Below are 23,859 nucleotides of genomic sequence, written 5' to 3'. Positions count from 1 at the left end.
CCTGAGCCTAACCGTCCTCGGGGGCCGGCTCGTCCAGCAGGATGCGCTCCAGCTCGGCCCGGCCGGGCAGCTTCCGCGGCCGGACGGTCTCCCCGGTGCGTACGTAGAGGAAGGTCGCGGTGACCGCTTCCGGCGGCAGGCCGTGCAGTTCGGCCCAGGCCAGCCGGTAGACGGCGAGCTGGAGCGGGTCGGCGGTGCGGTGGCGGCCGGTCTTCCAGTCGACGATCTCGTACTGGTCGCCCGTGCGGTAGACGGCGTCGATCCGGCCCCGGATCACCCGGCCCGCCAGGGTGATCTGGAAGGGGGTCTCCACGCGGTACGGCGTGCGCCGGGCGTACACGGTGCGCTCGAACGCCTCCTTCAGCTCGGCGAGGTCGCGTTCGTCGGCGATCTCCGCGTCGCTCCCGTCGCCCCCCGGCAGCTCGTCGGGACCGAGCATGGGCAGGGGCAGCTCCTCGTACCGGGACTCCACCCAGGCGTGGAACCGGGTGCCCCGGCGGGCGGCGGGCTGCGGCGGGCGGGGCATCGGCCGGGCCAGCTCCTGGGCGAAGGCGTCGGGGTCCTCGGCCAGCCGCAGCAGCTGGGTGGCGGAGAGCGAGGCGGGGACGACGACCTCGCGCACGGTGGCGCGGGCCCGGCGCAGCTCTCCGGCCAGGGACTCCAGGTCCCGGTCCCAGGAGGCGAGGGTGCGCGCCTCCTCGGGGGTGAGGCGGCCGGCGGGTTCCGGCTCCTCCTGCGGGTGGCGTGCGGCGGGGATGCGCGGGGCGGGGCCCACCGGGTCCGGGGCGGGGCCCGCCGGGTCCGGGGCGGCGGGAGGGCGTTCGGTGGGGAGGTCGTCCCAGAGCTCGCCGGTATCGCCCCAGAGCTCGTCGGCCGGTGGCTCGTCGTCGTACGCCGGTACGTCGTCGTCGTACGCCGGTACGTCGTCCTCTTCCTGGTGGCCCGTGGCCATCCGCTCCAGGTGGGCCAGGACCGTGTCGCGGGCGGCGCGGCGGCGGGCGAGGGCGTCGGCGTCGAGCGGGAGCGGCCAGGCGAGGTCGGCGTCGCGCTCCGCGAGGGCCGGGTTCTCCTCGTCCTCGGCGGGCTCGTCCGCCCATGCCTCGATCTCGCCGTACCCCGCCGCGCAGTGCTCGTACAGCGCCTCCAGGAAGGCGGAGGGGCCGCGCGTCCGCTTCTGGGAGGGGCCCCACCAGTGGCCGGAGCCGAGGAGCAGCGAGCGGGGGCGGGTGAAGGCGACGTAGCCGAGGCGCAGCTCCTCCGTGTGCTGGTGCTCCTTCATCTCCTCCTTGAACGCCTTGATCCCCCGGGCGTCGTAGGCGTCCAGGGCCGGGAGCGTCGCCGCGTCGCCGCGCAGGGCGTGCGGAAGCACCTTGGCCTGGGCGGTCCAGGCGTCCCGGGACTGGCCGCTGGGGAACTGGCCGACGACCAGGCCGGGCACGGCGACGACGTCCCACTCCAGCCCCTTGGACTTGTGGGCGGTGAGCACCTTGACGGTGTTCTCGCCGCCGGGCAGCGCGTTGTCGAGGCCCTTCTCGTACTGCGCGGCGGTCCGCAGGAAGCCGAGGAAGGCGAGTAGCGACGCCTCCCCGTCCAGGGCGGCGAACCGGGCCGCGATGTCCAGGAAGTTGGCGAGGGTCTCGCGGCGGCGGGCGGCCAGCGCCTGCGGGGAGGCGGACAGTTCGACCTCCAGGCCGGTGGTGGCCAGGACCCGGTGCAGGACGTCCATCAGGGGGTCGGCCAGCGAGCGGCGCAGGTCGCGCAGCTCCCGGGCGAGGCGGGCGAAGCGGACCCGGGCCTCGGCGGAGAACGGCAGTCCGTCGTCGGCGGCCTCCCCCGCGGTCAGGAACGTGTCCAGGGCGTCCGCGAGCGATATCACCTCGGCCGGGTCCGTCCCCTCGACCGCGTCCGCGAGCCGCTGGTCCGCGTCGGCGTCGTCCGTCCGGCCGGTCCGGTGCACCAGGAGGCGGGCGCGGCGGCCGAGGAGGGCGAGGTCGCGGGGGCCGATGCGCCAGCGGGGCCCGGTGAGGAGGCGGACCAGGGAGGCGTTGGCCCCGGGGTCCTGGAGGACCTCGCAGACGGCCACCAGGTCCGCGACCTCGGGCAGGTGGAGCAGCCCGGCGAGGCCGACGACCTCGACCGGGACGTCCCGGGCGACCAGGGCCGCCTGGATCTCGGGGAAGTCCCCGGCGGTGCGGCACAGCACGGCGATCTCACCGGGCGGGGTGCCGGTGCGCACCAGGTGGGCGAGGGAGTCCGCGAGCCAGTCGATCTCCTCGGCGTGGGTGCCCAGCAGGGCGCAGCGGACGAGGCCGTCACGCTCGGCCCCGGGTGCGGGGCGCAGCGCCTCGACGCCCTCGTGCATCGCGCGCAGCGGTTCGGCGAGGCCGTTGGCGAGCTGGAGGAGGCGTCCGCCGCTGCGCCGGTTCTCGCTGAGGCTGTAGCGGGTGGCGGGGGCGCCGTCGGCGTGCGGGAAGTGCTCGGGGAAGTCGTCGAGGTTGGCGACGGACGCCCCGCGCCAGCCGTAGATCGCCTGGCAGGGGTCGCCCACGGCGGTCACCGCGTGGCCGGTGGGCCCGGCCGCCCCCGGTCCCGTACCGCTGCCGAACAGCGCCGAGAGCAGCAGCCGCTGGGCGACCGAGGTGTCCTGGTACTCGTCGAGGAGGACCACGCGGAACTCGTCCCGCAGGATCGCCCCGACCTCGGGCCGGGTCAGCGCCAGTTCGGCGGAGAGGGCGATCTGGTCGCCGAAGTCCAGGAGATCGCGGGCGCGCTTGGCGGCCCGGTAGCGCTCGGTGAGGCCGAGGAGGGAGCGGCGGGCCTCGGCGGCCTCGGGGATCTTGCGCAGGTCGGCGTTGCTGAGCTTCGCGTTCTCCAGGGCCCGGAGCAGCTCGGTGTCGTACGCGTGCAGGGCCCCGGGGCGTACCAGGTGTTCGGACAGCTCCGCGTCGAGCGCCAGGAGATCGCTGACCAGGGTGGGGAAGGAGCGGGTGAGCGCCGGGTACGGGCCGGGGGCGGCGCGCAGCACCTTGGCCGCCAGCTGGTAGCGGGTGGCGTCGGCCAGCAGGCGGGTGGACGGCTCCAGGCCGATGCGCAGGCCGTGCTCGGTGAGGAGGCGGCCGGCGAAGGCGTGGTACGTGGAGATGGTGGGCTCGCCCGGCGGGTCGTCCGGGTCGATGACGTCGGGGTCGGTGACGCCGGCGGCGATCAGCGCCCTGCGGACGCGTTCGGCCAGCTCGCCCGCCGCCTTGTTGGTGAAGGTGAGGCCGAGGACCTGCTCGGGCGCGACCTGCCCGGTGCCCACCAGCCAGACCACGCGGGCGGCCATCACCGTGGTCTTGCCGGACCCGGCTCCGGCCACGATCACCTGCGGGGCGGGCGGCGCGGTGATGCACGCCGTCTGCTCCGGGGTGAAGGGGATCCCGAGGAGCTCCTTGAGCTGCTCGGGATCGGTGAGGCGCGGGGACACCCGGACAACGGTAGCCGGGCCCGCCGACACCCGGTCCCCCCACCCGCGCCCGCGGGGGGCACGGGGGCCAAGCGGTACGGGTGGCTGCTGCCGCGCCCGCGGGGGGGGGCGGCCGGGGCGGGCGCGGCAGCCGGAGCTACTCCACCACCTGCCGGCCCTCCGGCTGAGCGCTGCACGAGGCGCGGAAGGCGCAGTGGGCGCAGTGGGCGCCGGTGGTGGGCGCGAACCGTTCGTCCAGGACCTTCCCGGCGGCGGTGGCGAGCAGGTCGGAGACCCACTCCCCGGCCAGCGGCTCCTGGGCCTGGACCTGGGGGAAGGCGTCGCCGCCCTCCTTCTTGGGGGCGGGCCGGCGGAGCTGGACCAGTTCGGCGCCGCCCGGTTCGGGCCGCCGGCCGTCGAAGACCTCGTCGACCGCGCCCTCGCGGACGGCGAGCTGGTAGACGGCGAGCTGGGGGTGGGCGGCGACCTCGTCCTTGGTGGGAGCGCCCTTGCCGGTCTTGAAGTCGACGACGTACGCCCGGCCTTCGGCGTCCCGCTCGACCCGGTCCATGGAGCCCCGGATGCGCACCGCGTACTCCCCCGCCTCCAGGGTCACGTCGAAGTCGTGCTCCCCGGCGACGGGGGTGCGGCCGCCCCGGTCCAGGACGTGCCAGTGCAGGAAGCGCTCCAGGGCGGCGCGGGCCTGGTCCTTCTCCTGCTCGGACTTCCAGGGGGCGTCGAAGACGAGGCCGTTCCAGACGGATTCCAGGCGCTCCATGAGGACGTCCAGGTCGGCGGGGGACCGGCCGGACGCGACCTCGTCGGCGAGGACGTGGACGACGTTGCCGAACCCCTGGGCGGCGGTGGCCGGGGCGTCGGCCTTCACCTCGCGGCCCAGGAACCACTGGAGGGCGCAGGTGTTGGCGAGCTGGTCCAGGGCGCTGCCGGAGAGGGTGACGGGCTGGTCGCGGTCGCGCAGCGGGACGGCGGACCGGGTCGGTTCCTCCAGGCCCCACCAGCGGTACGGGTGGGCGGCGGGGACCAGGGGCTGCCCCTCGTCGTCGGTGAGCGCGGCGAGCCGGGCCAGCCGCCGGGCGGCGGCCTCGCGCAGCACGTCGGACGCGCCCGGATCGACGGTGGTGGCCCGCAGCTCCGCGACGAGCGCGGCGACCGCGAGGGGGCGGCGCGGGCGGGCGGTGACGTCGCGGGGCTCGACGCCCAGTTCGGTGAGGAAGCGGGAGGGCTGGTCGCCGTCGTCGGCGGGGGCCTTCACGGCGGTGACGACCAGGCGGTCGCAGGCGCGGGTGGCGGCGACGTAGAAGAGGCGGCGCTCCTCGGCGAGGAGGGCGCCGGGGGTGAGGGGTTCGGCGAGGCCGTCGCGGCCGATCCGGTCCGCCTCCAGGAGGGAGCCCCGGCGGCGCAGGTCGGGCCAGACGCCTTCCTGCACCCCGGCGACGACGACGAGCCGCCACTCCAGGCCCTTGGAGCGGTGGGCGGTCATCAGGCGTACGGCGTCGGGGCGGGCGGTCCGCCGGGAGAGGGTGTCGGCGGCGATGTCCTGGGCGTCGAGCTCCTCCAGGAAGTTGAGGGCCCCGCGCCCCCCGGTGCGCTCCTCGGCGCGGGCGGCCGTGTCGAACAGGGCGCACACCGCGTCGAGATCGCGGTCGGCGTTGCGCCCGCCCGCGCCGCCGCGCAGCGCGGCCCGCTCCAGCCGTCCGGGCCAGGGGGTGCCGTTCCACAGGGTCCACAGCGCCTCCTCGGCGGTGCCGCCGCCTTCGAGGAGTTCGCGGGCCTCGCGCAGGAGCCTGCCGAGGCGTTGCGCGCCGCGGGCGTACGCCGGGTCGTGGGTGACGAGGCGTTCGGGCTCGGCCAGGGCGCGGGCCAGCAGGGCGTCGGAGGGGGCGGGAACCCGGACTCCGGCGGCGCGCTCCTCGTCGCGCAGGGCCCGGCCGAGGCGGCGCAGGTCGGCGGCGTCCATGGAGCCGAGCGGGGAGGTGAGGAGGGCGAGGGCGGTCTCGGTGTCGAGCCAGGGCAGGGCGACGGGCCGGTCCCGCTCGTCGTCCTGTCCCGCCCCCTCGACCTCGACCTCGGCCCCGACCTCGGCCCCGACCTCGGCCCCGACCTCGACCTCGACCTCGGCTTCGGCCTCGGCCTCGGGAGCCGCATCGGCTTCGGCCTCGGGAGACGCATCGGCGGTCCCCGGGCCCGTTTCCCCGTCCTCCGGGCCCGGCTCCTCGGCGCGGGCGGTGTTGTGCAGGGCCGCCTCGGCCACCGTCCGCAGGGCCGTCAACAGCGGGGCGACGGCCGGTTCGTGGCGCAGCGCGACGTCGTCGCCGTCGACCTCCAGCGGAACCCCGGCGGAGACGAGGGCGCGGCGGACGGCGGGCAGCGAGCGGCCTCCGGCCCGTACCAGTACGGCCATCTCCTGCCAGGGCACCCCCTCCTCCAGGTGGGCGCGGCGCAACAGGTCCGCGATGTTCTCCAGCTCCGTGGAGGCGGTCGGATAGGTGTACGTCTCGACCCGGCCGCCCTCCCGGACGGCGACCGGCTCGCGGTGGGCGCGGACCGCGTCGGCGGGCAGCCGGGTCAACGGCATCCGGCGGGTGAGCAGCCGGGTCGCGGCGAGCAGCCCGGCCCCGGAGCGGCGCGCGGTGGTGAGGACGCCCACGGGGGCGGGGGCCCCGTCCGCCCGCCGGAAAGCGTCCGGGAAGTCGAGGATGCCGTTCACGTCGGCGCCCCGGAAGGTGTAGATCGACTGGTCGGGGTCGCCGAAGGCGATCAGCGTCCGCCCGCCGCGCACGCTCCCTCCGCGCCCCCGGACTCGGACCGGCGTGCCCTCCGTACGCCCCCGGTTCACGGTCGGCGCGCCCCTTTCGCGCCCCCGGTTCCCGGCCAGCGCGTGCAGCAGGCGCACCTGGGCGGGGTCGGTGTCCTGGTACTCGTCGACGTACACCGCGTCGTAGCGGTCGGCCAGCTCCGCCGCCACCTCGGGGCGCTCGGCGAGCAGGACCGCGCGGTGCACCAGTTCGGCGTAGTCCAGGACCCCCTGGGCGTCGAGGACGTCGAGGTACTCGGCGAGGAACTGGGCCGCCGCCGTCCAGTCCGGGCGGCCGGTGCGGCGGGCGAAGTCGGCCAGCGCGTCCGGTCCGAGCCCCAGTTCACGGCTGCGCGCCAGCACGGCGCGCACCTCGTCCGCGAAGCCGCGGGTGGTCAGGCAGGCGCGCAGCTCGTCCGGCCAGCGGACGTGGGCCAGCCCCTCCTTCTCCAGGTCGAGCTGGCCCGCGAGCAGTTCGCGGACGGCGACGTCCTGCTCGGGCCCGGAGAGCAGCCGCAGCGGATTGGCGAAGAGGTCGGCGTCCTGGTGGGCCCGGACCAGGGCGTAGCAGTACGAGTGGAACGTGGTGGCCTGCGGACCGCGGGCCGCCCCCAGCCGGGCGGCCATCCGGTCGCGCAGCTCGACGGCGGCCTTGCGGCTGAAGGTGAGGACGAGGATGCGGGCGGGGTCGCCGCCCCGCTCCACCCGGGCCGCGACGGATTCGACGAGGGTGGTGGTCTTGCCGGTGCCGGGCCCGGCGAGGACCAGCAGCGGGCCGTCGGCGTGATCAACCACCGCGCGCTGGGCTGCGTCCAGGAGGGGGGGTTCCACGGAACCCGGCGGCGTGCGCACCAGACGGTACGCGCCCGTGGTCCGCGGCCGTGACGCACGGGGCGGACTCTGCCGGGTGGGGGAGGAACTCACGTGGATCGCCGGTCCTGGTGGGTGTGACGCGGGTGTACTGGTGATGAGCAGAAGGTTCTGGTCGGCCGAGGAAGAGGAAGGGGGCGGAGCATGCCACGCCATGACGACGCTACGCCAGCGGGGGCGCGGGGGGCGGCGGCTGTCCTGCGTCCCTCGTCACGTCCTCCCTCCCCTCGCCCGCCGGGCCCGTCGCCCGGTCCCCTGCCGGATTCCGCGCCGGTTCGGGCCGCGACCGCCGGGGGCCGCCCGCCGAAACCGTCAGGTGTGAGCTTCCTCGCCCCCGCCGCCGGGCTCCCGGGGCGGCTCCGCGCCGCTTCCGTCCCAGCGGGCGCGCCGCATGTCGAGCCGCGGAACGTGCCCCTCGGCGTGGCGCGACGCCTCGCGGAGCGGGGTGCCCTCGGCACGGTAGTGCTCCAGCGCCCGCAGCTCGTGGGCGGGGAGCAGCGTCCCGTCCGCGCGGACGACGCGCCACCACGGCACCGCCGATCCGTACAGCGCCATGGCCCGGCCCACCTGGCGCGGGCCGCCCTCGCCCAGCCACTCCGCGACGTCGCCGTACGTCATCACCCGGCCGGGCGGGATGAGGTCGGCCACATCGAGGACGCGCTCCGCGTAGGCGGGCAGCTCCGCGTACTCCGGCGCGGCGGCGCCGTCCGGGGCGGTGCCGGGGCCGCTCCCGTCCGTCTGGTCCTGGCTCATCCGCCCCATCCTGCCGTACGCCACCGACAGCCCGGCCGGCACCGGGCGCGTCCCGGCACACAGGGTGCGCGCGCGGGCAAAGCAGCGTATGTTGCGCATCCCGCGCGCGTGCGACGCACCCTGATGCCCCCCTTCGGCCACGGGGCGTGCCACCATCGTGCGGGCGGTGACCGGTGATACCAGAACGCGAAGACGAACCAGAGGCGACGAAGGAGCAGGGCGTGCAGCCACCGAAGGCGGCGGACGCCTCCGATGCCGGGGAGCGCCCGCAGGGCGCTTCCGAGCCTGCCGGGCCGCCCGTGGCCTCCGGGCCGTCCGAGCCTCCCGGGCCTTCCGTGGCCTCCGGGCCTCCCGTGGCCGACGGTCCCCCGCCCCCCGGCCCTCCCCTCCCCTCCGGCCCCCCGTCCGCCGGGCCCCACCGTGCGGACGGGCCCACCGCCTCCACCACCGGACGGCTGGTGGGCTCGACGCTCGCCTCGGCCGACGCCGCGCTGTCCGACCGCGTCTCCGGGGACGAGCCGCTGCTCCCCGCCCGGGTGCACCGCCCCTCCGACCTGCTGCGGCTGCTCATCGGGGTGCTCGCGATCGCGGTGCTGTTCACGATCGCCGCGTTCGCCCAGGGCACCACCACCGGTCTCGAGGACGACATCTCCAAGGGCACCGAGCAGGCGCCCGACGTGCTGATCAAGATCGCCGGTCTGGTGTCGAGCATCGCCGTGCTGCTGGTGCCGGTCGCCTTCGCCATCGAACGGCTCGTCAAACGCGACGGGCTGCGCATCGCGGACGGCGTGCTCGCCGCCGTGCTCGCCCACGGGGTGACGCTCGCCACCGACCTCTGGGTCTCCCGGACGGCGCCCGACTCCATCCAGGACGCGCTGACCCAGAAGGCGTTGGCCGGCGGACTGACCGATCCGGTGCACGGCTACCTCGCCCCGGTCATCGCGTACATGACGGCGGTCGGGATGGCCCGTCGGCCGCGCTGGCGCGTGGTGCTGTGGGTGGTCCTGCTGCTCGACGCGTTCGCGATGCTGGTCGGCGGGTACACCACCCCGTTCTCGATCATCCTCACCGTGCTGATCGGCTGGACGGTGGCGTACGGCACGCTGTACGCGGTCGGCTCGCCGAACGTCCGGCCCACCGGCCAGCACCTGATGGCGGGGCTGCGGCACGTGGGCTTCCGCCCGGTCGCCGCGATGCGCGCCGACGACGTACCGGACAAGGACAACGTCGACCAGGGCGACCGGGGGCGGCGCTACCTGGTCACGCTGGAGGACGGGCCCCCGCTGGACGTCACCGTCGTCGACCGGGAGCAGCAGGCACAGGGGTTCTTCTACCGGGCCTGGCGGCGGATCACGCTGCGCACGCTCACCCAGCGGCGCTCCATCCAGTCGCTGCGCCAGGCACTGGAGCAGGAGGCCCTGCTCGCGTACGCGGCGATCGCCGCCGGGGCGAACGCGCCGAAGCTGATCGCCACCTCCGAGCTGGGCCCGGACGCGGTGATGCTGGTGTACGAGCACATCGGCGGCCGGTCGCTGGACCAGATGGAGGACGAGGAGATCACCGACGACCTGGTGCGCAGCGCCTGGCGTCAGGTGAAGGCCCTCCAGTCGCGCCGGATCGCGCACCGCAGGCTGACCGGTGACGCCATCCTGGTGGACCGTTCCGGCAGGGCGTTCGTGACGGATCTGCGCGGCGGCGAGATCGCCGCCGGCGATCTGGTGCTGCGGATGGATGTGGCCCAGCTGCTGACGACGCTGGGGCTGCGGGTGGGCGCCGAGCGCTCGGTCGCCGGGGCGCTCGCCGTGCTCGGGCCGGACGCGGTGGCGGACTGCCTGCCGCTGCTCCAGCCGATCGCGCTGAGCCGCTCCACCCGGGCGACGCTGCGCCGGATCGCCCGCGAGCGTTCGGAGCGCGAGCGGGAGGCGGTGCTGGAGGCGTCCCGGGCCGCGAAGCAGGCCAGGGCGCGGGACGCGGCGGAAGCCACCGCGGGGGCGACCGCGGTGCGGCGCGCGGGCGCCGGGGCCGAGGGCCGTCCGGCGGACGCCGCGGCGGGCGGCCGGGACGGGTCCAGGACGGTGTCGAAGGCCGATGCCAAGGCGGAGCGCAAGACGCTGCGGAACGAGAAGCAGGCCGAGAAGCGCGCCATCGACGAGGCGCTGGACGAGGCCCGCGAGGAGGACCTGCTCGCCCAGATCCGCCGCCAGGTGCTGCTGATCCGCCCGCAGGCCCCGGTCGAACCGGTCCGCCTGGAGCGGATCAAGCCGCGCACCCTGTTCAGCTTCATCGCGGGGGCCATCGCCGCGTACTTCCTGATCTCGCAGGTCACCCAGGCCGACTTCGGGACGGTGGTGGAGCAGGCCGAGTGGGGCTGGGTGGCCGCCGCCCTCGGCTTCTCCGCACTGAGCTACGTGGCGGCGGCGATGAGCCTGCTGGGCTTCGTGCCGGAACGGGTGTCGTTCCTGAAGACCGTGCAGGCGCAGGTGGCCGGCTCGTTCGTGAAGATCGTGGCGCCCGCCGCCGTGGGGGGCGTGGCGCTGAACACCCGCTTCCTCCAGCGCGCCGGGGTGCGCCCCGGTCTCGCGGTGGCGAGCGTGGGGGCCTCGCAGCTGTTCGGGCTCGGCGCCCACATCCTGCTGCTGGCGCTGTTCGGCTACCTCACCGGGACGGAGAAGACCCCGGACTCGCTGACCCCCTCCCGTACGGTCATCGCCGGCCTGCTCACGGTCGCGGTGCTGGTGCTGGTGGTGACGGCCATCCCGTTCCTGCGCAAGTTCGTGGTGACCCGGGTGCGCTCGCTGTTCGCCGGGGTCGTGCCGCGCATGCTGGACGTGGTGCAGCGGCCGCAGAAGCTGCTCACCGGCATCGGCGGCATGCTGCTGCTGACCGGCCTGTTCGTGCTCTGCCTGGACGCCTCGATCCGGGCGTTCAGCGGCCCGGACGTCCCCCAGCTGAGCTACGCGAGCATCGCGGTGGTCTTCCTCGCCGGGAACGCGCTCGGCTCGGCCGCTCCGACGCCCGGCGGCATGGGCGCGGTCGAGGGGGCGCTGACGCTGGGACTGATCGCGGTCGGACTGCCGAAGGAGGTCGCGGCGCCCGCGGTGCTGCTGTACCGCGTGATGACCCTGTGGCTGCCGGTGCTGCCGGGGTGGCTCGCCTTCAACCAGCTCACCCGCAAGGGCGAGCTGTGAGCCGGCCGGGGGCCCGGAGGCGGTAGCCGTACCGTCCCCGGGGAGGCGCGGCCCCGGCGCGCGCCTGCCGAAGGCGCCCACCCGCCCGTACCGCCCCCATCCGTACCGCCACCCGCATGGACCGCGCCCGGCCGCGCCCCCCGGCCCCCCGCCCCACGATGGGGGCATGAGGACTTCCCCCGCCCTGCGCGCCGCCGCCCTCGCCGCCACCGCCACCGTGCTGCTCCCGCTGGCCGCCTGTTCGGACGACGGCGACGGGGGCGGGTCCTCGACACCGACCGCGGCCTCGACCGCCTCCCCCTCCTCCACCGCCGACGACCTGGCGTCGCAGAAGCTCGACTGGTCCCGGTGCCCGGCCCCGAACGGCTCCCAGGGCGGCGGCGAGTCCCCGTCCCCGCTGCCCGGCGGCACGGTCTGGGAGTGCGCCTTCATGGACGTCCCCCTCGACTACGCGAAGCCGGACGGCCGCACGATCGAGCTGGCGCTGGTACGGGCGAAGGCCAAGGACCAGAAGCGGCGGATCGGCTCGCTGGTGTTCAACTTCGGCGGGCCCGGGGCGTCGGGCGTCGCGACGCTGCCGGCCTTCGGCACCGAGTACGACAAGCTCCGCACCCGGTACGACCTGGTGAGCTTCGACCCGCGCGGGGTGGGCCGCAGCGAGGGCGTGGAGTGCGCGGACGACGCCCAGCTGGACGCCTTCTACCAGGAGGACTCCACGCCGGACGACGCGGCCGAGGAGAAGCGGTTCGTCCGGGGCCAGAAGGACTACATCGCGGAGTGCGAGGAGAACTCCGGGGACGAACTCCCCTTCGTGGGCACGACGAACGCCGCCCGCGACATGGACCTGATGCGCACGGTGCTCGGCGACGGGAAGCTGCACTACTTCGGTATCTCCTACGGCACCGAGCTGGGCGGCGTGTACGCCCACCTCTTCCCGGACAAGGTCGGCCGGGCGGTCTTCGACGCGGTGGTCGACCCCACGAAGAACGCCGAGCAGTCGGCCCTCGGCCAGGCCGAGGGGTTCCAGCTCGCCCTGGACAACTTCACGGAGGACTGCGCGGAACGCGACGACTGCGCCCTGCCCGGGGCCACCGGCCAGGAGGTCGAGCAGGGCATCGCCGACCTGCTGGACGCGTTGGAGGAGCAGCCGATCGACGGGCTCGGGGACCGGGCGCTGACGCAGACGCTGGCCACCACCGGCATCGCCTCCGCGCTCTACTCCAAGGAGACCTGGCCGCTGCTGGAACAGGGCCTGGACGAGGCGGGCGGCAAGAACGGCGGGCTGCTGCTGGCACTGGCCGACTCGCTCAACGGCCGCTCCGAGGACGGGCGGTACGACAACTCCAACGCCGCCAACATCGCCATCAACTGCGCGGACGGCAAGGAGCGCTTCTCCCTGGAGCAGACGAAGGCGGCGCTGCCCGCCTTCCGCAAGGCGTCCCCGCTGTTCGGGGACTACCTGGGCTGGGGCCTGATGGGCTGCACCGGCTGGCCGGTCGCGGGCGCCTGGCAGACCCCGGACGTCAGCGCAGCGGGCTCCGCCCCGATCCTGGTCATCGGCAACACCGGCGACCCGGCGACCCCGTACGCGGGCGCGAAGGCGATGGTGGAGAAGCTGGGCGAGGGCGTCGGCGTCGAGCTGACCTACAAGGGCGAGGGGCACGGCGCCTACAACAGCAAAGACGCGTGTGTGCAACGCGCGGTGGACGGCTACCTGCTGGACGGGAAGACACCCGAGTCCGGCACGGTCTGCGACTGATCCGCGCGGAGGCGCGGCCCGCGGCCGACGGGGCGACGGCCGCCGGGGACGCCGGAGGGGCCCGGCCCGCGGCGTGCGGACCGGGCCCCTCCCGTACTGCTCGCCTGTCCTAGTACACCGGCTTCTCGGGCTCGATCTGGTTGACCCAGCCGATCACGCCGCCGCCCACGTGCACCGCGTCGGCGAAGCCCGCGGACTTGAGGACCGCGAGGACCTCGGCGCTGCGGACGCCCGTCTTGCAGTGCAGGACGATGCGCCGGTCCTGCGGGAGGTCCTGGAGGGCGGTGCCCATGAGGAACTCGTTCTTCGGGATCAGCTTCGCGCCGGGGATCGAGACGATCTCGTACTCGTTCGGCTCGCGGACGTCGATGATCTCGATCTTCTCGTCGCCGTCGATCCACTCCTTGAGCTGCTTGGGAGTGATCGTGGCTCCGGCCGCCGCCTCCTGGGCCTCCTCGGAGACGACGCCGCAGAAGGCCTCGTAGTCGATGAGCTCGGTGACGGTGGGGTTCTCGCCGCAGATCGCGCAGTCGGGGTCCTTGCGGACCTTGACCTGGCGGTACTGCATCTCCAGGGCGTCGTAGATCATCAGGCGGCCGACCAGCGGGTCGCCCACGCCGGCGAGCAGCTTGATGGCCTCGGTGACCTGGATGGAGCCGACCGACGCGCAGAGCACGCCCAGCACGCCGCCCTCGGCGCAGGAGGGGACCATGCCCGGCGGCGGGGGCTCGGGGTAGAGGCAGCGGTAGCAGGGGCCGTGCTCGGACCAGAACACGGAGGCCTGGCCGTCGAACCGGTAGATCGATCCCCACACGTACGGCTTGTTGAGCAGCACCGCCGCGTCGTTGACGAGATAGCGGGTGGCGAAGTTGTCCGTGCCGTCCACGATCAGGTCGTACTGCGCGAAGATCTCCAGCACGTTGTCGGCCTCGAGCCGCGTCTCGTGGAGGATCACGTTCACGTACGGGTTGATACCGAGCACCGAGTCCTTGGCGGACTGCGCCTTGGAGCGGCCGATGTCGGCCTGGCTGTGGATGATCTGGCGCTGCAGGTTCGACTCGTCGACCTCGTCGAACTCGATGATGCCCAGCGTGCCGACCCCGGCCGCGGCCAGGTACATCAGGGCCGGGGAGCCGAGGCCGCCGGCGCCGACGCACAGCACCTTGGCGTTCTTCAGACGCTTCTGACCGTCCATCCCGACATCCGGGATGATCAGGTGGCGGGAGTACCTGCGGACCTCGTCGACGGTGAGCTCAGCAGCTGGCTCGACCAGGGGTGGCAGCGACACAGGAACCTCAACAATGCAGGTGGTCGGAGTTTACGCGGACCGGCCTCTTACGGTCGGCTACGTACGGTTGTTCTCTCCGTAACACTGCCACGCCCCTCCTCATTCCGAGATACCCGGTCCGATCCGCGAGACGATTTCGTCCCAGTACCTGGGCAGCGTCGCGAAGGGGTCGCCCTGCCCGTTCCGGTCGCCCCGGTCGGTGAAGAAGATCGTCCCCGCCCCCTGCCAGCGGGCGACGCGCATGGCCTCCTCCAGATGGGTGCGCGGAACCCCGTGGACGAAGTGGGCGAACCGCTCCGGCGGGTAGTCGGCCGTCCACTCGCCCACCTGCGACCAGCGGTAGTCGGTCCAGGGGCCCTGGAAGGTGACCAGTTGGTCGGCCGCCTCCGCGTAGCCGGGGTACGGCTGGAAGCCGTGGCCCAGCACCAGGCGGCCCCCGCCGTCCGCGCTGTCGCTCTCCGCGAGCAGGGCGTGGAGCGTGCCGGTGAGACGGCGGACGGCGGGCAGCCCGGTCCGCTCGCCGGGACAGCGGGCGAGGTAGAAGCCGCCGACCCGGTACCAGTCGATGAACGCCCGGGCGTCCGCGACGAGTTCACCGAAGGGCCGCTCGCCGTGGGCCAGGTCGAGGTGGCCGAGCAGCCTGCCGCCGGAGGCCCGGACGGTGTCGCCCGGGGCCTCCCCGTGCAGGGCCCGCTCACGGGCGTTGCGCAGTCGGCCCGCCGCCTCCAGGCAGTGCGGGTCGGGCCGGGAGCCGGGGCCGTTCGCGATGTTGAGGACGGCCCAGTGCAGCGGGGTGCCGGGGCGGGCCAGCTCGGCCCATTCGGCGGGGGCGAGCAGCGGGTGGGCGTAACCGGGGACGCCGAAGCCGAGCTGTTCGCCGCCCGCGGTCCTGCGGGCGTCGGCGGGAGCGGTCAGATACGGCACGCCGCCTCCATCCAGATGTCCGCGAGCGACTCCTCCAGGTTGATCCGGGGCCGCCAGCCGAGCCGGTCCCGGGCGGTGCGGACGTCGGCCTGCTGCCAGGCCCCGCAGCCGTCCGGGTACGGGGACGGGGTGGCGGAGAGGTGTTCCATGACGGACTCGGCGGAGGTCCGCGGGGCCCCGATGGGCAGGCGCGGGGGCGGTCCGTCCAACTCGTGGAGCGCGCCCGCGTACCCGGCGACCCGGGCCAGGACGGCTGCGGCGTCGCGGAGCCGGACGGCCCGCCCGGTGCCGATGTTGACGACGCCCTGCGCGGCGGAGAGCGAGGCGGCGTGGACGGCCCGCGCCACGTCCCGTACGTCGACGAAGTCCCGCTGCACGCCGAGGCCGCTGAGCTTCAGCTCGCCGTCGCCCGCCTGCATGGCCCGGCGCATCGCCTCGGCGAGCCGGCCGAGCGGGGAGCCCGCCGGGGTGCCGGGGCCGACCGGGGAGAAGACCCGCAGCACGACGGCGTCGAGACCGGAGCCGAGGACGAGTTCGGTGGCGGCCAGCTTGCTGACGCCGTACGGGCCGCCGGGGCGCGGTACCGCGTCCTCGGCGGTGGAGGACCCGGGCTGGGAGGGCCCGTACTCCGAGGCGCAGCCGACCTGGACGAGCCGGGCCCCGCAGCCGCTGCGGCGCAGCGCCTCGCAGACGGTGGCGACGGCGACGGTGTTGTGGCGGGTGAGGTCCCGTGCGCCGCCGCGGGTGGCGCCCGCGCAGTTGACGACGACTCCGGGGTGGACGGCGTCCAGGAAGCGGGTGAGCGCCCCCGGGCTGCCGCCCGCGAGGTCGAACCGGACGTCGGCGTCGTCGCCGCGGCCGAGCGCCGTGAGGTGGACGGCGGGGTCGGCGAGCAGCCGGTCGGCGACGAAGCGGCCGAGGAATCCGTTGGCTCCGAGCAGCAGCACCCTCATCGCGCACCGCCTCGGTGCCGACGGCTCACTGCCGGTGCGGGGGATTGGGGGGTCATGGCGGGTGTCTCCTAGGTCGGTCGGTCTACGGGCGGGGAAGCCCCGCGGCGTCGGCTCCGCGGGGGTGGAGCGGGTGGAGCGGTCCGTTGGGGGTGGTGCGTGTCGTGGGGGGGCTCAGGGGTTTCGGTACGCCGGTCCGTCGGCGGCTCAGCTCCGGGTGCGGGTATGGGCGGAGGCCCGGGAGAGCGCGCGGGAGGCGTACAGCAGGAGGCCGAGCGCGGCCCCGCCGCAGCCGAGGGCGGCCACGGCGCCGGTCCCGCCTGCTGAGACGAGGGCGTTCACGGGCCGGGCAACGGGTTCGAGGCCGGGCAGCCGGGCGGAGAGGACGAGGGCCGGGGCGGCGGCCTCGACGGCGCAGGCCGCGGCGAGCGCGACCGTGCCGGGCTCCGGCAGTCCGTGCGCGGCGAGCAGCCGGGCCACGAAGAACAGGACTCCGAGGGCGACGGCCGCGACGGTCGTGCCGCCTCCGCCCAGGCCCGGGCCGGCCAGGTGCAGCAGGGGCAGGAGCGCGCCGAGGAAGAGGGCGACGGCGGCGAGCAGCAGGGGGCGCACGCCCGCGCCGAACTCCTCCAGGGTGCGGCTGCCGACCAGTTTGCGGTGGGCCCTGACGGTGAAGAGGTGGGCGCACCAGGCGGCCGGGGCGACGGCGGCGGCGAGGCCGAGCAGCGGGGCGGGGGTACCGCTCCACGGCCCGTCCGGGCCGCCCGTCATGACCTGGTCGAGCAGCCCCTCGCCGTACACCGCGTAGCTCAGCAGCCAGCAGCCGTACAGCCCGGCGCGTCCCGCTCCCCCGGGGGCGCGCAGGGGCCCGCGCCCCAGGCAGGCGCGCAGCGCCAGGCAGGCCAGCAGGGCGCCGACGACGGTGACGAGGGACCGGGCCCCGTCGTCGAGGACGCCCTCGGTGGCCCGGAGCGCTCCGGCGGTCGCCAGGCAAGCGGCGCCGGGGAGCAGCGCGAGCACCGTCCAGGCGGCCCGCGCCCCGGTGTCGGGGCCGGGCGGCGCGGCCGGTGGGCCGGGCGGCGCGGCCGGTGGGCCGGGCGGCGCGGCCGGTGGGCCGGGCGGCGCGGCCGGTGGGCCGCCGGGCGCGGGCCGGTGCGCCCGGGGCGGTATGCGGGCGTACAGCTCCTCGGCGAGGGCGAAGACGTCCCGGTGGCGGTAGCGGGCGACGGTGCGGTCGGTGAGACCGTGCGCCTCCAGACCGGCGGCGATCTCCAGGGGGTCCACGGCCCGTTCGCACAGGTCGCGGTGGCGGTGCAGCAGGAACGTCACCGGGTCGGCCGGTCCGCGGCGGCCTCCTGCGGGGGTCCGGCGCGCGGTGGCGCGGGCCGCGATCTCCGCGGGCCGATCAGGGGCGGGAGCGGACTGCTCCGGGGTGGGAGCGGGCCGCTCAGGGGCGGCGGTGGGGGCCGCCGGGTCGTCCGGACGGATCATCGAACGGTCTCCGTGATCGGGGCGGGCCGGGTGGCCGCGATGGGTCACGTGCGGGGGACGGGGGCGGGGGCGCGCGGCGGGGCGGGGGCGCGCGGCGGGGCCCGGCCCGCGTCCGGGAGCCGAGCCCTTCCGGCGGAGGGGCCCGTCCCCACGGGCGGAGTCGGCCGGGTGGGCGGAGTCGGCCGGGCGGGCGGAGTCGGCCGGGCGGGCCGAGTCGGCCGGGCCGGCGGGTCCGCCCCCGGGCCCCGGGTCGGCCGCGCGGCCGGGGCGGTCGTCCCGCGAGTGGTCACGCATCGCCGCTCCCCGTCGGTCCCGCCGCGACCGCGCAGAGGCCCTCGGGTTCCGGCTCCCGCGTGTGCTGCGGCTCGGGCTCGCCGGGCCGGTCCGGCGACCGGACCCCGTCCGCCGCGGCCGGGCGGCCCGCGACGGCGAACGCCGCCGGGCCCGGGCCCCGGGCCGGCCCCGCCCCGCCCTCGCGCAGGGGCGCCCGGGACCGGGCCCACCACGGGCCGGGGAGGCGCGCCTCCAGGGGGACGGCGAAGGGCAGGGGGTCGCCGTGGGCGTCCACCGTGTCCGCTTCCCGGCGCACCGGGGTGTGCGACATCAGCTCCAGGTAAATGCCGCGAAATGCCGCGAGGTTCTGTTCGACGGTGAAGAGTTCGCGTGCGCGGGCGTGCGCCGCCGCTCCCAGACGCGCACGGCGCGCGGGGTCGCGCAGCAGTGCCACGCAGGCGTCCGCGAGCGCTCCGGGGTGGCGCGGGGGCACCACCAGGCCGGTGCCGCCGACGACCTCGACGACCGCGCCCACGTCGGTGGAGACGGTGGCCCGGCCGCAGAACATGGCTTCCACGAGGCCGACCGGGAAGCCCTCGACGGTGCTGGACAGCACGATCACGCCGCCCGCCCCGTACGCCTCCGCGAGGCCGGGGCCGTCCGGCCCGCCGACCTCCTCGAAGGTGACGGCCCGGACGCCCTCGCCGCCGGACGCCCCGCTCCCGTCCGGGCGGGGGCCCTCGCCCGGAAAGAGCCGGGCGGCCAGGGCCTTGCAGCGGGCGAGGTGGGCGGCGGCCTCGTCGCCGTCCACCGGGGCGCCGAAGATCCGCAGCCGGGCGTCCGGTTCGGCGCGGTGGACCTCGGCGAAGGCGTGCAGGAGGGCGGCCGGGTCCTTGGCGGGTTCGATGCGGTCGACCCGGACCAGGGTGGCCGGGCCCCCCGGCCCGTCGCCCTCGCCCGTGGCGTCGAGGCGTTCGGCCTCCTCGCCGACCGGGCCGAACCGTTCGGCGGCCGTGCCGGGGTGGACCGTTTGCTGCTGGGCGGGGTCGGCTCCGCACCGCTGCTGCCGGCGGCGCACGTGGGTGGTGCCGGAGGTGACGAGCGCGGCCTGCCGGTAGGTCTCGGCGGCGAGGCGGCCGTGGAAACCGGCGAGGAGGGCGCGCACGGGCGCCCCGTACGCGCTGTCGGAGGCGGTCAGGTAGTGCGCGCGCAGCGGGACGCCGTGCTCGGTGACCAGCAACGGCACCCCGAAGAAGCGTTTGGCCAGCAGCCCCGGGAGGGCGGCGGCCCCGCCGGAATCACCGGTGGCGTACGGGTAACCACCCTCGGTGAGCACTCCGATCCGCACGAATACACCCCCGATCTCCCTTGTGGGGGGCCACCGTTGCCTGGCGACCCGCAGCGGGACGACCGTAAGCGGATACGTCGGCGGTACGACGGACGGTTGTCCGTCGCACCACCGAAAGGGGTGAACCGCCGTAACTTTCCCGGCCCGGTCGCGTTCCGTCGCGCTACGGCGTTCTGCCGTCACGGAGAGTAAGGCTCGGGCCAACCCCTCCGGATCGCCCGGCGGACCGCTGCGGGCCCGGGAGGTGACAACCCGTCACCGGGACCGACTCAGCTCAACCCTCGGGGTACACCCAAGGGTTGGGCTTGCACGCGACGCCTTCCAGCTCAAGGGTTTTGGTCTGCTGCTGCATGACCGGGGCGAGCGCGCCCGGGGTGCGGCAGTTCACGTGGTTGTGGCCGAGGCGATGGCCGACCTCGTGGTTGATGAGCATCTGACGGTACGCCAGCAACTTGTCCGGACCGAAGGTGTCCGCACCCTGGGCCCACCGGTAGGCGTTGATCATGACGCGGTCGGTCGCGGCGGAATCGCAGGAGACGTTGTCGACCGTGGTGTCCAGACCGGATTTGGCGCACCAGTCGCCGGTGGTGCCGGGGCTGGCGAGCGTGATGACGAACTCCGGCTTGCCCGAAGAGATCCGTTCGAAGGTCATCGCGCCGTTGTGCGCCCAACTCCGGTCGTCGTTCAGCGTCTTCTGCACCGCTTCGGCGAACAGCCCGGCGTCGAGGCCGAGCCCCTTCTCCACGTCGATCCGGTACGTGCGCTTCTGCCCCTTCCCGGGGGCCTTCGCCAGGCCGGGCACCGCCTCGAACTCGCCGCTGCCCCGGAGATCGGCGGCCAGCGGGAACGGCTGCGCCATCTTGGCCGCGTACGAGAGGGGCTTGACCTGGGGCTTGGGCGAAGCGTGGTTCGGGGTCGGGCGGTTGTCGGAGCGCGACGCCTCGTCGCCGGGGCCCGGCCGCTCCAGGCCGGCGGCGCGCGCGGCGGCCGTCCGGTCGCCGGAGTCCTCGGCGACCTGCCCGGCGACCACGACGGCGAGCACGGTGGTCACCGCGGCGGCGGCGATCCCGGTGTACGTCCGTCCGCGACCGCTCCGGGGGCCGGGGCTTCCGTCGGGCTCGGGCGCCCGCGGCCCGGCCTCCTCGGCTGCGTCCGGGGCGGCGGGTGGCACCACGGCGGGCGTGCTCGCCGGGGTGCCGGCGTCGAAGGCCTCCAGGAACTCCCGGCGCGGGCCGGGCACCGAGGGGCCGTCGGGCGTCGGCCGCTGCAGGCCCGTCCGGCCGTTGGCGGCCCGCTGGGCCGCGCGCTGGGCGGAGACCTGGCGGGCCACGGCCTGCTGCCGGGCGTCGCCGCCCTGGGCCCCGGGGCCGCCGGGGTACGGCCGACCGTCGCCGGGGCGGCGGTCCGGGCCGGGGTGCCGCCGGGGCGGGTCCGCGTGCGGCGCGGGGGCTTCGTACCCCTGGTCGGGGCGGGAGGCCGGACCGGCCCCCCAGCCGCCGCCCTGCTCGCGCTGTTCGGGGTGGCCGCCGCGCACCTGCGGGGCGTCGGAGGCGAACGGGCCGTGCCCGTCGCCGGTCAGCGGGGAGAACACGTCCCGCCGGTCGCCCGGCGGCGCGGTCCGCCGGCGTCGACCGGTACCGGAGGCAGGAGGCTCCGCGGCGCGCTCGCCGCCCGGTTCCGCCGTCGCGTCCGGTCGGATCGCCCCGGAACCCTTTCGACTGTGTCGTCCCACGCCCCGGATCAGCTCCCGCCGCTCTCGTCCAGCAGTTCCCGGAACGCCTGGGCGACCGCCTCCGGGTACTCCATCATCGCCACGTGCCCGGCGTCGGGCAGCGTCAGCAGCCGGGCGCCGCGGAAGGCCGCGGACGCCCTGCGCGCCATCCGGTACGAGACGAGCTGGTCCCGTCCGCCGTACACGAGCTGGGTCGGTGCGAGCACCCGCTCGGCCTGGCGCCACAGTCCCTGCTGGCCGCCCAGGGTGTACGCGTCCACGATGCCCCGGGCCGAACGCGTCATCGCGTCCCAGAAGTACGGCAGTTCCAGTCGGCGCTCCATCTCGGCCACCGCATGGCGGAAGGCTTCCTCGGAGACCCGTGCCGGATCGCCGTAACAGAGTGCCATGACTCCGCGCGTCCGCTGTTCCGCGGTCCAGCCCTTCGTCAGCCGGGCGAAGAGGGAGGCGACCCCCGGGACCGCCAGCAGGCCGGTCGGGACGGCGGGGCGCTGCACCCGCCACTCCGGCAGGGCGGGCGAGATCAGGGTGAGGGTGCGCACCAGGTCGGGGCGGACGGCGGCGACCCGGGTGGCGACCGCGCCGCCCAGCGAGTTGCCGAACAGGTGCACCGGGCCCCGGCTTTCCGCGTCCAGCAGCCGGATCACCGCGCGGGCGTGCCCGGTCACCGAGTAGTTGCCGTCGTCCGGCGGCGGCGAGTCCCCGAATCCGGGCAGGTCGACGGCTTCCCCGTCGACCACGTCGGAGAGCAGCGGCATCAGCGCGGACCAGTTCTGCGACGAGCCGCCCAGCCCGTGCACGTACAGCGCGGGGGGCAGCCCGGCCCGGTCGCCCGGCCGGCAGCGGATGTTCAGGCCGATCCCCGGCAGGGAGACGGTGCGCAGCCGCTCGCCCTCGGCGACCCGGACGGCGCTGACCGTGGGGGCCACCGCGGCGGCGGCGGCCTGGACACCGGGCAGCTCGGTCGAAGACATGGGCCAATGTTACGAGAAGATCACGCCATGAATCATGTGTTCGCCGTCACAAAGCCGTATCGCGGGGTAGACGGGTAACTCCTACGCTTCATGGGGAACGAGAAGAAGGGAGCGGCACATGACGGTCGACCCGAGCGACCCGGACACCTTCGAGGGCGTCGAGCCGGACGAACCGGGGCCCGAGGCCCCGGAGGCGGACGCCGCCGAGCAGCGCGCGGAGGTCCGGCCCGAGGAGGACGAGCGGGTGGAGGACGTCGACCCGGCCGTCGCCGACGAGGCGGATGTGGCGGAACAGCGCCGGGTGATCCCGCTGGACGAGGACGATTACCGGTAATACGCCCCGCTCTGCCCCCGCCCACGAAAAGAGCGGTGGCTTCCACACTTGTCCGGTCCGTGAAATTCTGCGTCCGCGCCGCGCGCAGCCGGGTTACCCAAAAGTACGATGGCTGTACGGCGCAGCGTGCACGGACCGGCTGTGCTGGAACACATATTTGGGAGGCGGCGTGACAGCCATCGAGCAGACAGAGGCGGCGCGCCCGCGGGGCACCCGCCTGCCCCGCCGCGCCCGACGCAATCAGCTGCTGGGCGCCGCGCAGGAGGTCTTCGTCGCGCAGGGCTACCACTCCGCGGCGATGGACGACATCGCGGAGCGGGCCGGTGTCAGCAAGCCGGTGCTCTACCAGCACTTTCCCGGAAAGCTGGAGCTCTACCTGGCCCTTCTCGACCAGCACTGCGAGTCGCTGCTCCAGGCGGTGCGCACGGCGCTGGCCTCCACGACCGACAACAAACTGCGCGTCGAGGCGACGATGGACGCCTACTTCGCGTACGTGCAGGACGAGGGCGGCGCGTTCCGGCTGGTCTTCGAGTCCGACCTGACCAACGAGCCCGCGGTGCGCGAGCGGGTCGACCGGGTCTCCCTCCAGTGCGCGGAGGCCATCTCCGACGTGATCGCCGGGGACACGGGCCTGTCCAAGGACGAGTCCATGCTGCTGGCGGTGGGGCTCGGGGGCGTCTCCCAGGTGGTGGCGCGCTACTGGCTCTCCAGCCAGTCCCCCGTCCCCCGCGACACCGCCGTCCAGCTCCTCACCTCGCTGGCCTGGCGGGGCATCGCGGGCTTCCCGCTGCACGGCGCCGAGCAGCACTGAGCCCCCTCGGGGCGGCGCCCGGCCCCGTGTTCGCTGCGGGCGTGGCCGGTCGGGCTCTGAGCGCCCCCTCCGCCGGGCTAATGTGGCTGCGTACGGCGCGGTTCGCCGCGCGAGGACTGACCGTCGGAGGGACATAGCCGTGGAGGTCAAGATCGGGGTGCAGCACACGCCCCGCGAGATCGTTCTGGAGAGCGGGCTTTCCGCCGAGGACGTCGAGAGCGCGGTCGCCGCGGCACTGGGCGGCAAGGCGGAGCTGCTCAGCCTCACGGACGACAAGGGCCGCAAGGTCCTGGTGCCGGCCGACCGCATCGCGTATGTGGAGATCGGCGAGCCCACCACCCGGCGGGTGGGGTTCGGGGCGCTGTAGTCCACCGGACGCGACGGCCACGGGAGCGGCCCGGCGGGAAGAGATTCCCGCCGGGCCGCTCCCGTGGCGTGTGCGGGTCTTCCGCCGTCCGGGCACGGACCCCCTCGCACCGGGCCGGTCCGGGTTCCGCAGCAGGTCGGGGCCCGGTTCCGTACGCGTGCGGGGAGCCCGCCGGAGGGTTGCCGGGGGCGGGCGGGGGGTAGGACGGCCTAGACCGTTCTGCCCGCCCCGCACACCCCCGCGAGGTGATCCTCTGTGATCTGGGAATCCTTCGGCGCCGCCGCACTCGGACTGGCCCTGTCCTGGGCGGCGCTGCGATCACTGTCCCACCGGCTCCCCTCCGGCCGCGCGGTGTACCCCACCGGTCCGCTGGGCGCCCTGTTCGGGGCGTATCTGACGCATGCCGCCCTGGGGCCCGGCCACGCCGTGGCGACACTGGCCGGCGCCCTGTCCGTCGGGGCGGTGACGCTGTCGCTCCTGATCCGGCCCCGCGGCCGCCGCCTCCCCCGGTCGGCGGCGGCCCAGTAGCACGGGGGG

The 23,859-nt window shown here is 75.4% G+C and carries 15 protein-coding genes and 1 pseudogene; 6 read left to right on the top strand and 10 right to left on the bottom strand.

The genetic code is table 11. From position 1 onward, the window contains the following. Window positions 1-7: 7 nt before the first annotated feature. The 3 genes from ACH4K1_RS04485 to ACH4K1_RS04475 form a co-directional block, all read right to left on the bottom strand. Complete coding sequence (locus tag ACH4K1_RS04485; RefSeq protein WP_398086507.1) at window positions 8-3,466, bottom strand: UvrD-helicase domain-containing protein; 3,459 nt, start codon at window positions 3,464-3,466, stop codon at window positions 8-10. 136 nt (window positions 3,467-3,602) lie between these two features. Beyond that, window positions 3,603-7,055: an ATP-dependent helicase gene (locus ACH4K1_RS04480; protein WP_398086608.1), complete on the bottom strand. Its 3,453-nt coding sequence runs from the start codon at window positions 7,053-7,055 to the stop codon at window positions 3,603-3,605. A 387-nt stretch (window positions 7,056-7,442) separates the two neighbouring features. Then, window positions 7,443-7,883 (bottom strand): MGMT family protein, encoded by a 441-nt coding sequence (locus tag ACH4K1_RS04475; protein WP_398086505.1) that lies wholly within the window; start codon window positions 7,881-7,883, stop codon window positions 7,443-7,445. A gap of 221 nt (window positions 7,884-8,104) precedes the next feature. Between ACH4K1_RS04475 and ACH4K1_RS04470 the strand changes: the two genes are divergently transcribed. Together ACH4K1_RS04470 and ACH4K1_RS04465 are read left to right on the top strand one after the other, a co-directional pair. Then, the gene (locus tag ACH4K1_RS04470; protein WP_398086503.1) at window positions 8,105-11,071 is read left to right on the top strand and encodes a lysylphosphatidylglycerol synthase domain-containing protein; all 2,967 of its coding nucleotides are present in this window, start codon (window positions 8,105-8,107) and stop codon (window positions 11,069-11,071) included. Between the two features lie 166 nt (window positions 11,072-11,237). Further along, window positions 11,238-12,830, top strand: a complete 1,593-nt coding sequence (locus ACH4K1_RS04465; RefSeq protein ID WP_398086500.1) for an alpha/beta hydrolase — start codon at window positions 11,238-11,240, stop codon at window positions 12,828-12,830. 109 nt (window positions 12,831-12,939) lie between these two features. Here ACH4K1_RS04465 and moeZ read toward each other — a convergent pair whose 3' ends face one another. The 7 genes and pseudogenes from moeZ to ACH4K1_RS04430 all read right to left on the bottom strand — a co-directional run bounded on the left by moeZ (window position 12,940) and on the right by ACH4K1_RS04430 (window position 21,810). After that, window positions 12,940-14,118 (bottom strand): adenylyltransferase/sulfurtransferase MoeZ, encoded by a 1,179-nt coding sequence (gene moeZ, locus ACH4K1_RS04460; RefSeq protein ID WP_398086497.1) that lies wholly within the window; start codon window positions 14,116-14,118, stop codon window positions 12,940-12,942. A gap of 99 nt (window positions 14,119-14,217) precedes the next feature. Next, complete coding sequence (locus tag ACH4K1_RS04455) at window positions 14,218-15,042, bottom strand: spherulation-specific family 4 protein (protein ID WP_398086494.1); 825 nt, start codon at window positions 15,040-15,042, stop codon at window positions 14,218-14,220. After that, window positions 15,030-15,995 (bottom strand): NAD(P)-dependent oxidoreductase, encoded by a 966-nt coding sequence (locus tag ACH4K1_RS04450; RefSeq protein ID WP_030277704.1) that lies wholly within the window; start codon window positions 15,993-15,995, stop codon window positions 15,030-15,032. Before ACH4K1_RS04450 ends, ACH4K1_RS04455 begins: the two co-directional genes overlap by 13 nt. 204 nt (window positions 15,996-16,199) lie before the next feature. Beyond that, entirely contained in the window at window positions 16,200-17,483 is a 1,284-nt protein-coding gene (locus tag ACH4K1_RS04445; protein WP_398086491.1) for a hypothetical protein, read from the bottom strand. Between the two features lie 286 nt (window positions 17,484-17,769). Beyond that, window positions 17,770-19,053: pseudogene (locus tag ACH4K1_RS04440) on the bottom strand (glycosyltransferase); the annotation flags it as partial. A gap of 325 nt (window positions 19,054-19,378) precedes the next feature. After that, on the bottom strand, window positions 19,379-20,836 hold the full coding sequence (locus ACH4K1_RS04435; RefSeq protein ID WP_398086488.1) for a DUF3152 domain-containing protein: 1,458 nt from the start codon (window positions 20,834-20,836) through the stop codon (window positions 19,379-19,381). 8 nt (window positions 20,837-20,844) lie between these two features. Further along, window positions 20,845-21,810, bottom strand: coding sequence for an alpha/beta fold hydrolase (locus ACH4K1_RS04430; protein WP_398086485.1), 966 nt, complete (start codon window positions 21,808-21,810; stop codon window positions 20,845-20,847). A 118-nt stretch (window positions 21,811-21,928) separates the two neighbouring features. On the opposite strand from ACH4K1_RS04430, the gene ACH4K1_RS04425 reads away from it, so the two are divergent. The 4 genes from ACH4K1_RS04425 to ACH4K1_RS04410 all read left to right on the top strand — a co-directional run bounded on the left by ACH4K1_RS04425 (window position 21,929) and on the right by ACH4K1_RS04410 (window position 23,850). After that, window positions 21,929-22,144, top strand: coding sequence for a hypothetical protein (locus ACH4K1_RS04425; RefSeq protein ID WP_398086482.1), 216 nt, complete (start codon window positions 21,929-21,931; stop codon window positions 22,142-22,144). A 169-nt stretch (window positions 22,145-22,313) separates the two neighbouring features. After that, window positions 22,314-22,955: a TetR/AcrR family transcriptional regulator gene (locus tag ACH4K1_RS04420; protein ID WP_073764137.1), complete on the top strand. Its 642-nt coding sequence runs from the start codon at window positions 22,314-22,316 to the stop codon at window positions 22,953-22,955. Between the two features lie 139 nt (window positions 22,956-23,094). After that, complete coding sequence (locus ACH4K1_RS04415) at window positions 23,095-23,322, top strand: DUF3107 domain-containing protein (protein ID WP_010061602.1); 228 nt, start codon at window positions 23,095-23,097, stop codon at window positions 23,320-23,322. Window positions 23,323-23,577: 255 nt separating this feature from the next. Beyond that, window positions 23,578-23,850, top strand: coding sequence for a hypothetical protein (locus ACH4K1_RS04410; protein ID WP_228990545.1), 273 nt, complete (start codon window positions 23,578-23,580; stop codon window positions 23,848-23,850). The last annotated feature ends 9 nt before the right edge of the window (window positions 23,851-23,859 follow it).

The sequence above is a fragment of the Streptomyces sp. NPDC017448 genome (assembly GCF_044330565.1).
Classification (GTDB): Bacteria; Actinomycetota; Actinomycetes; order Streptomycetales; family Streptomycetaceae; genus Streptomyces.
This window is presented reverse-complemented; position numbering and strand designations above follow the sequence as displayed.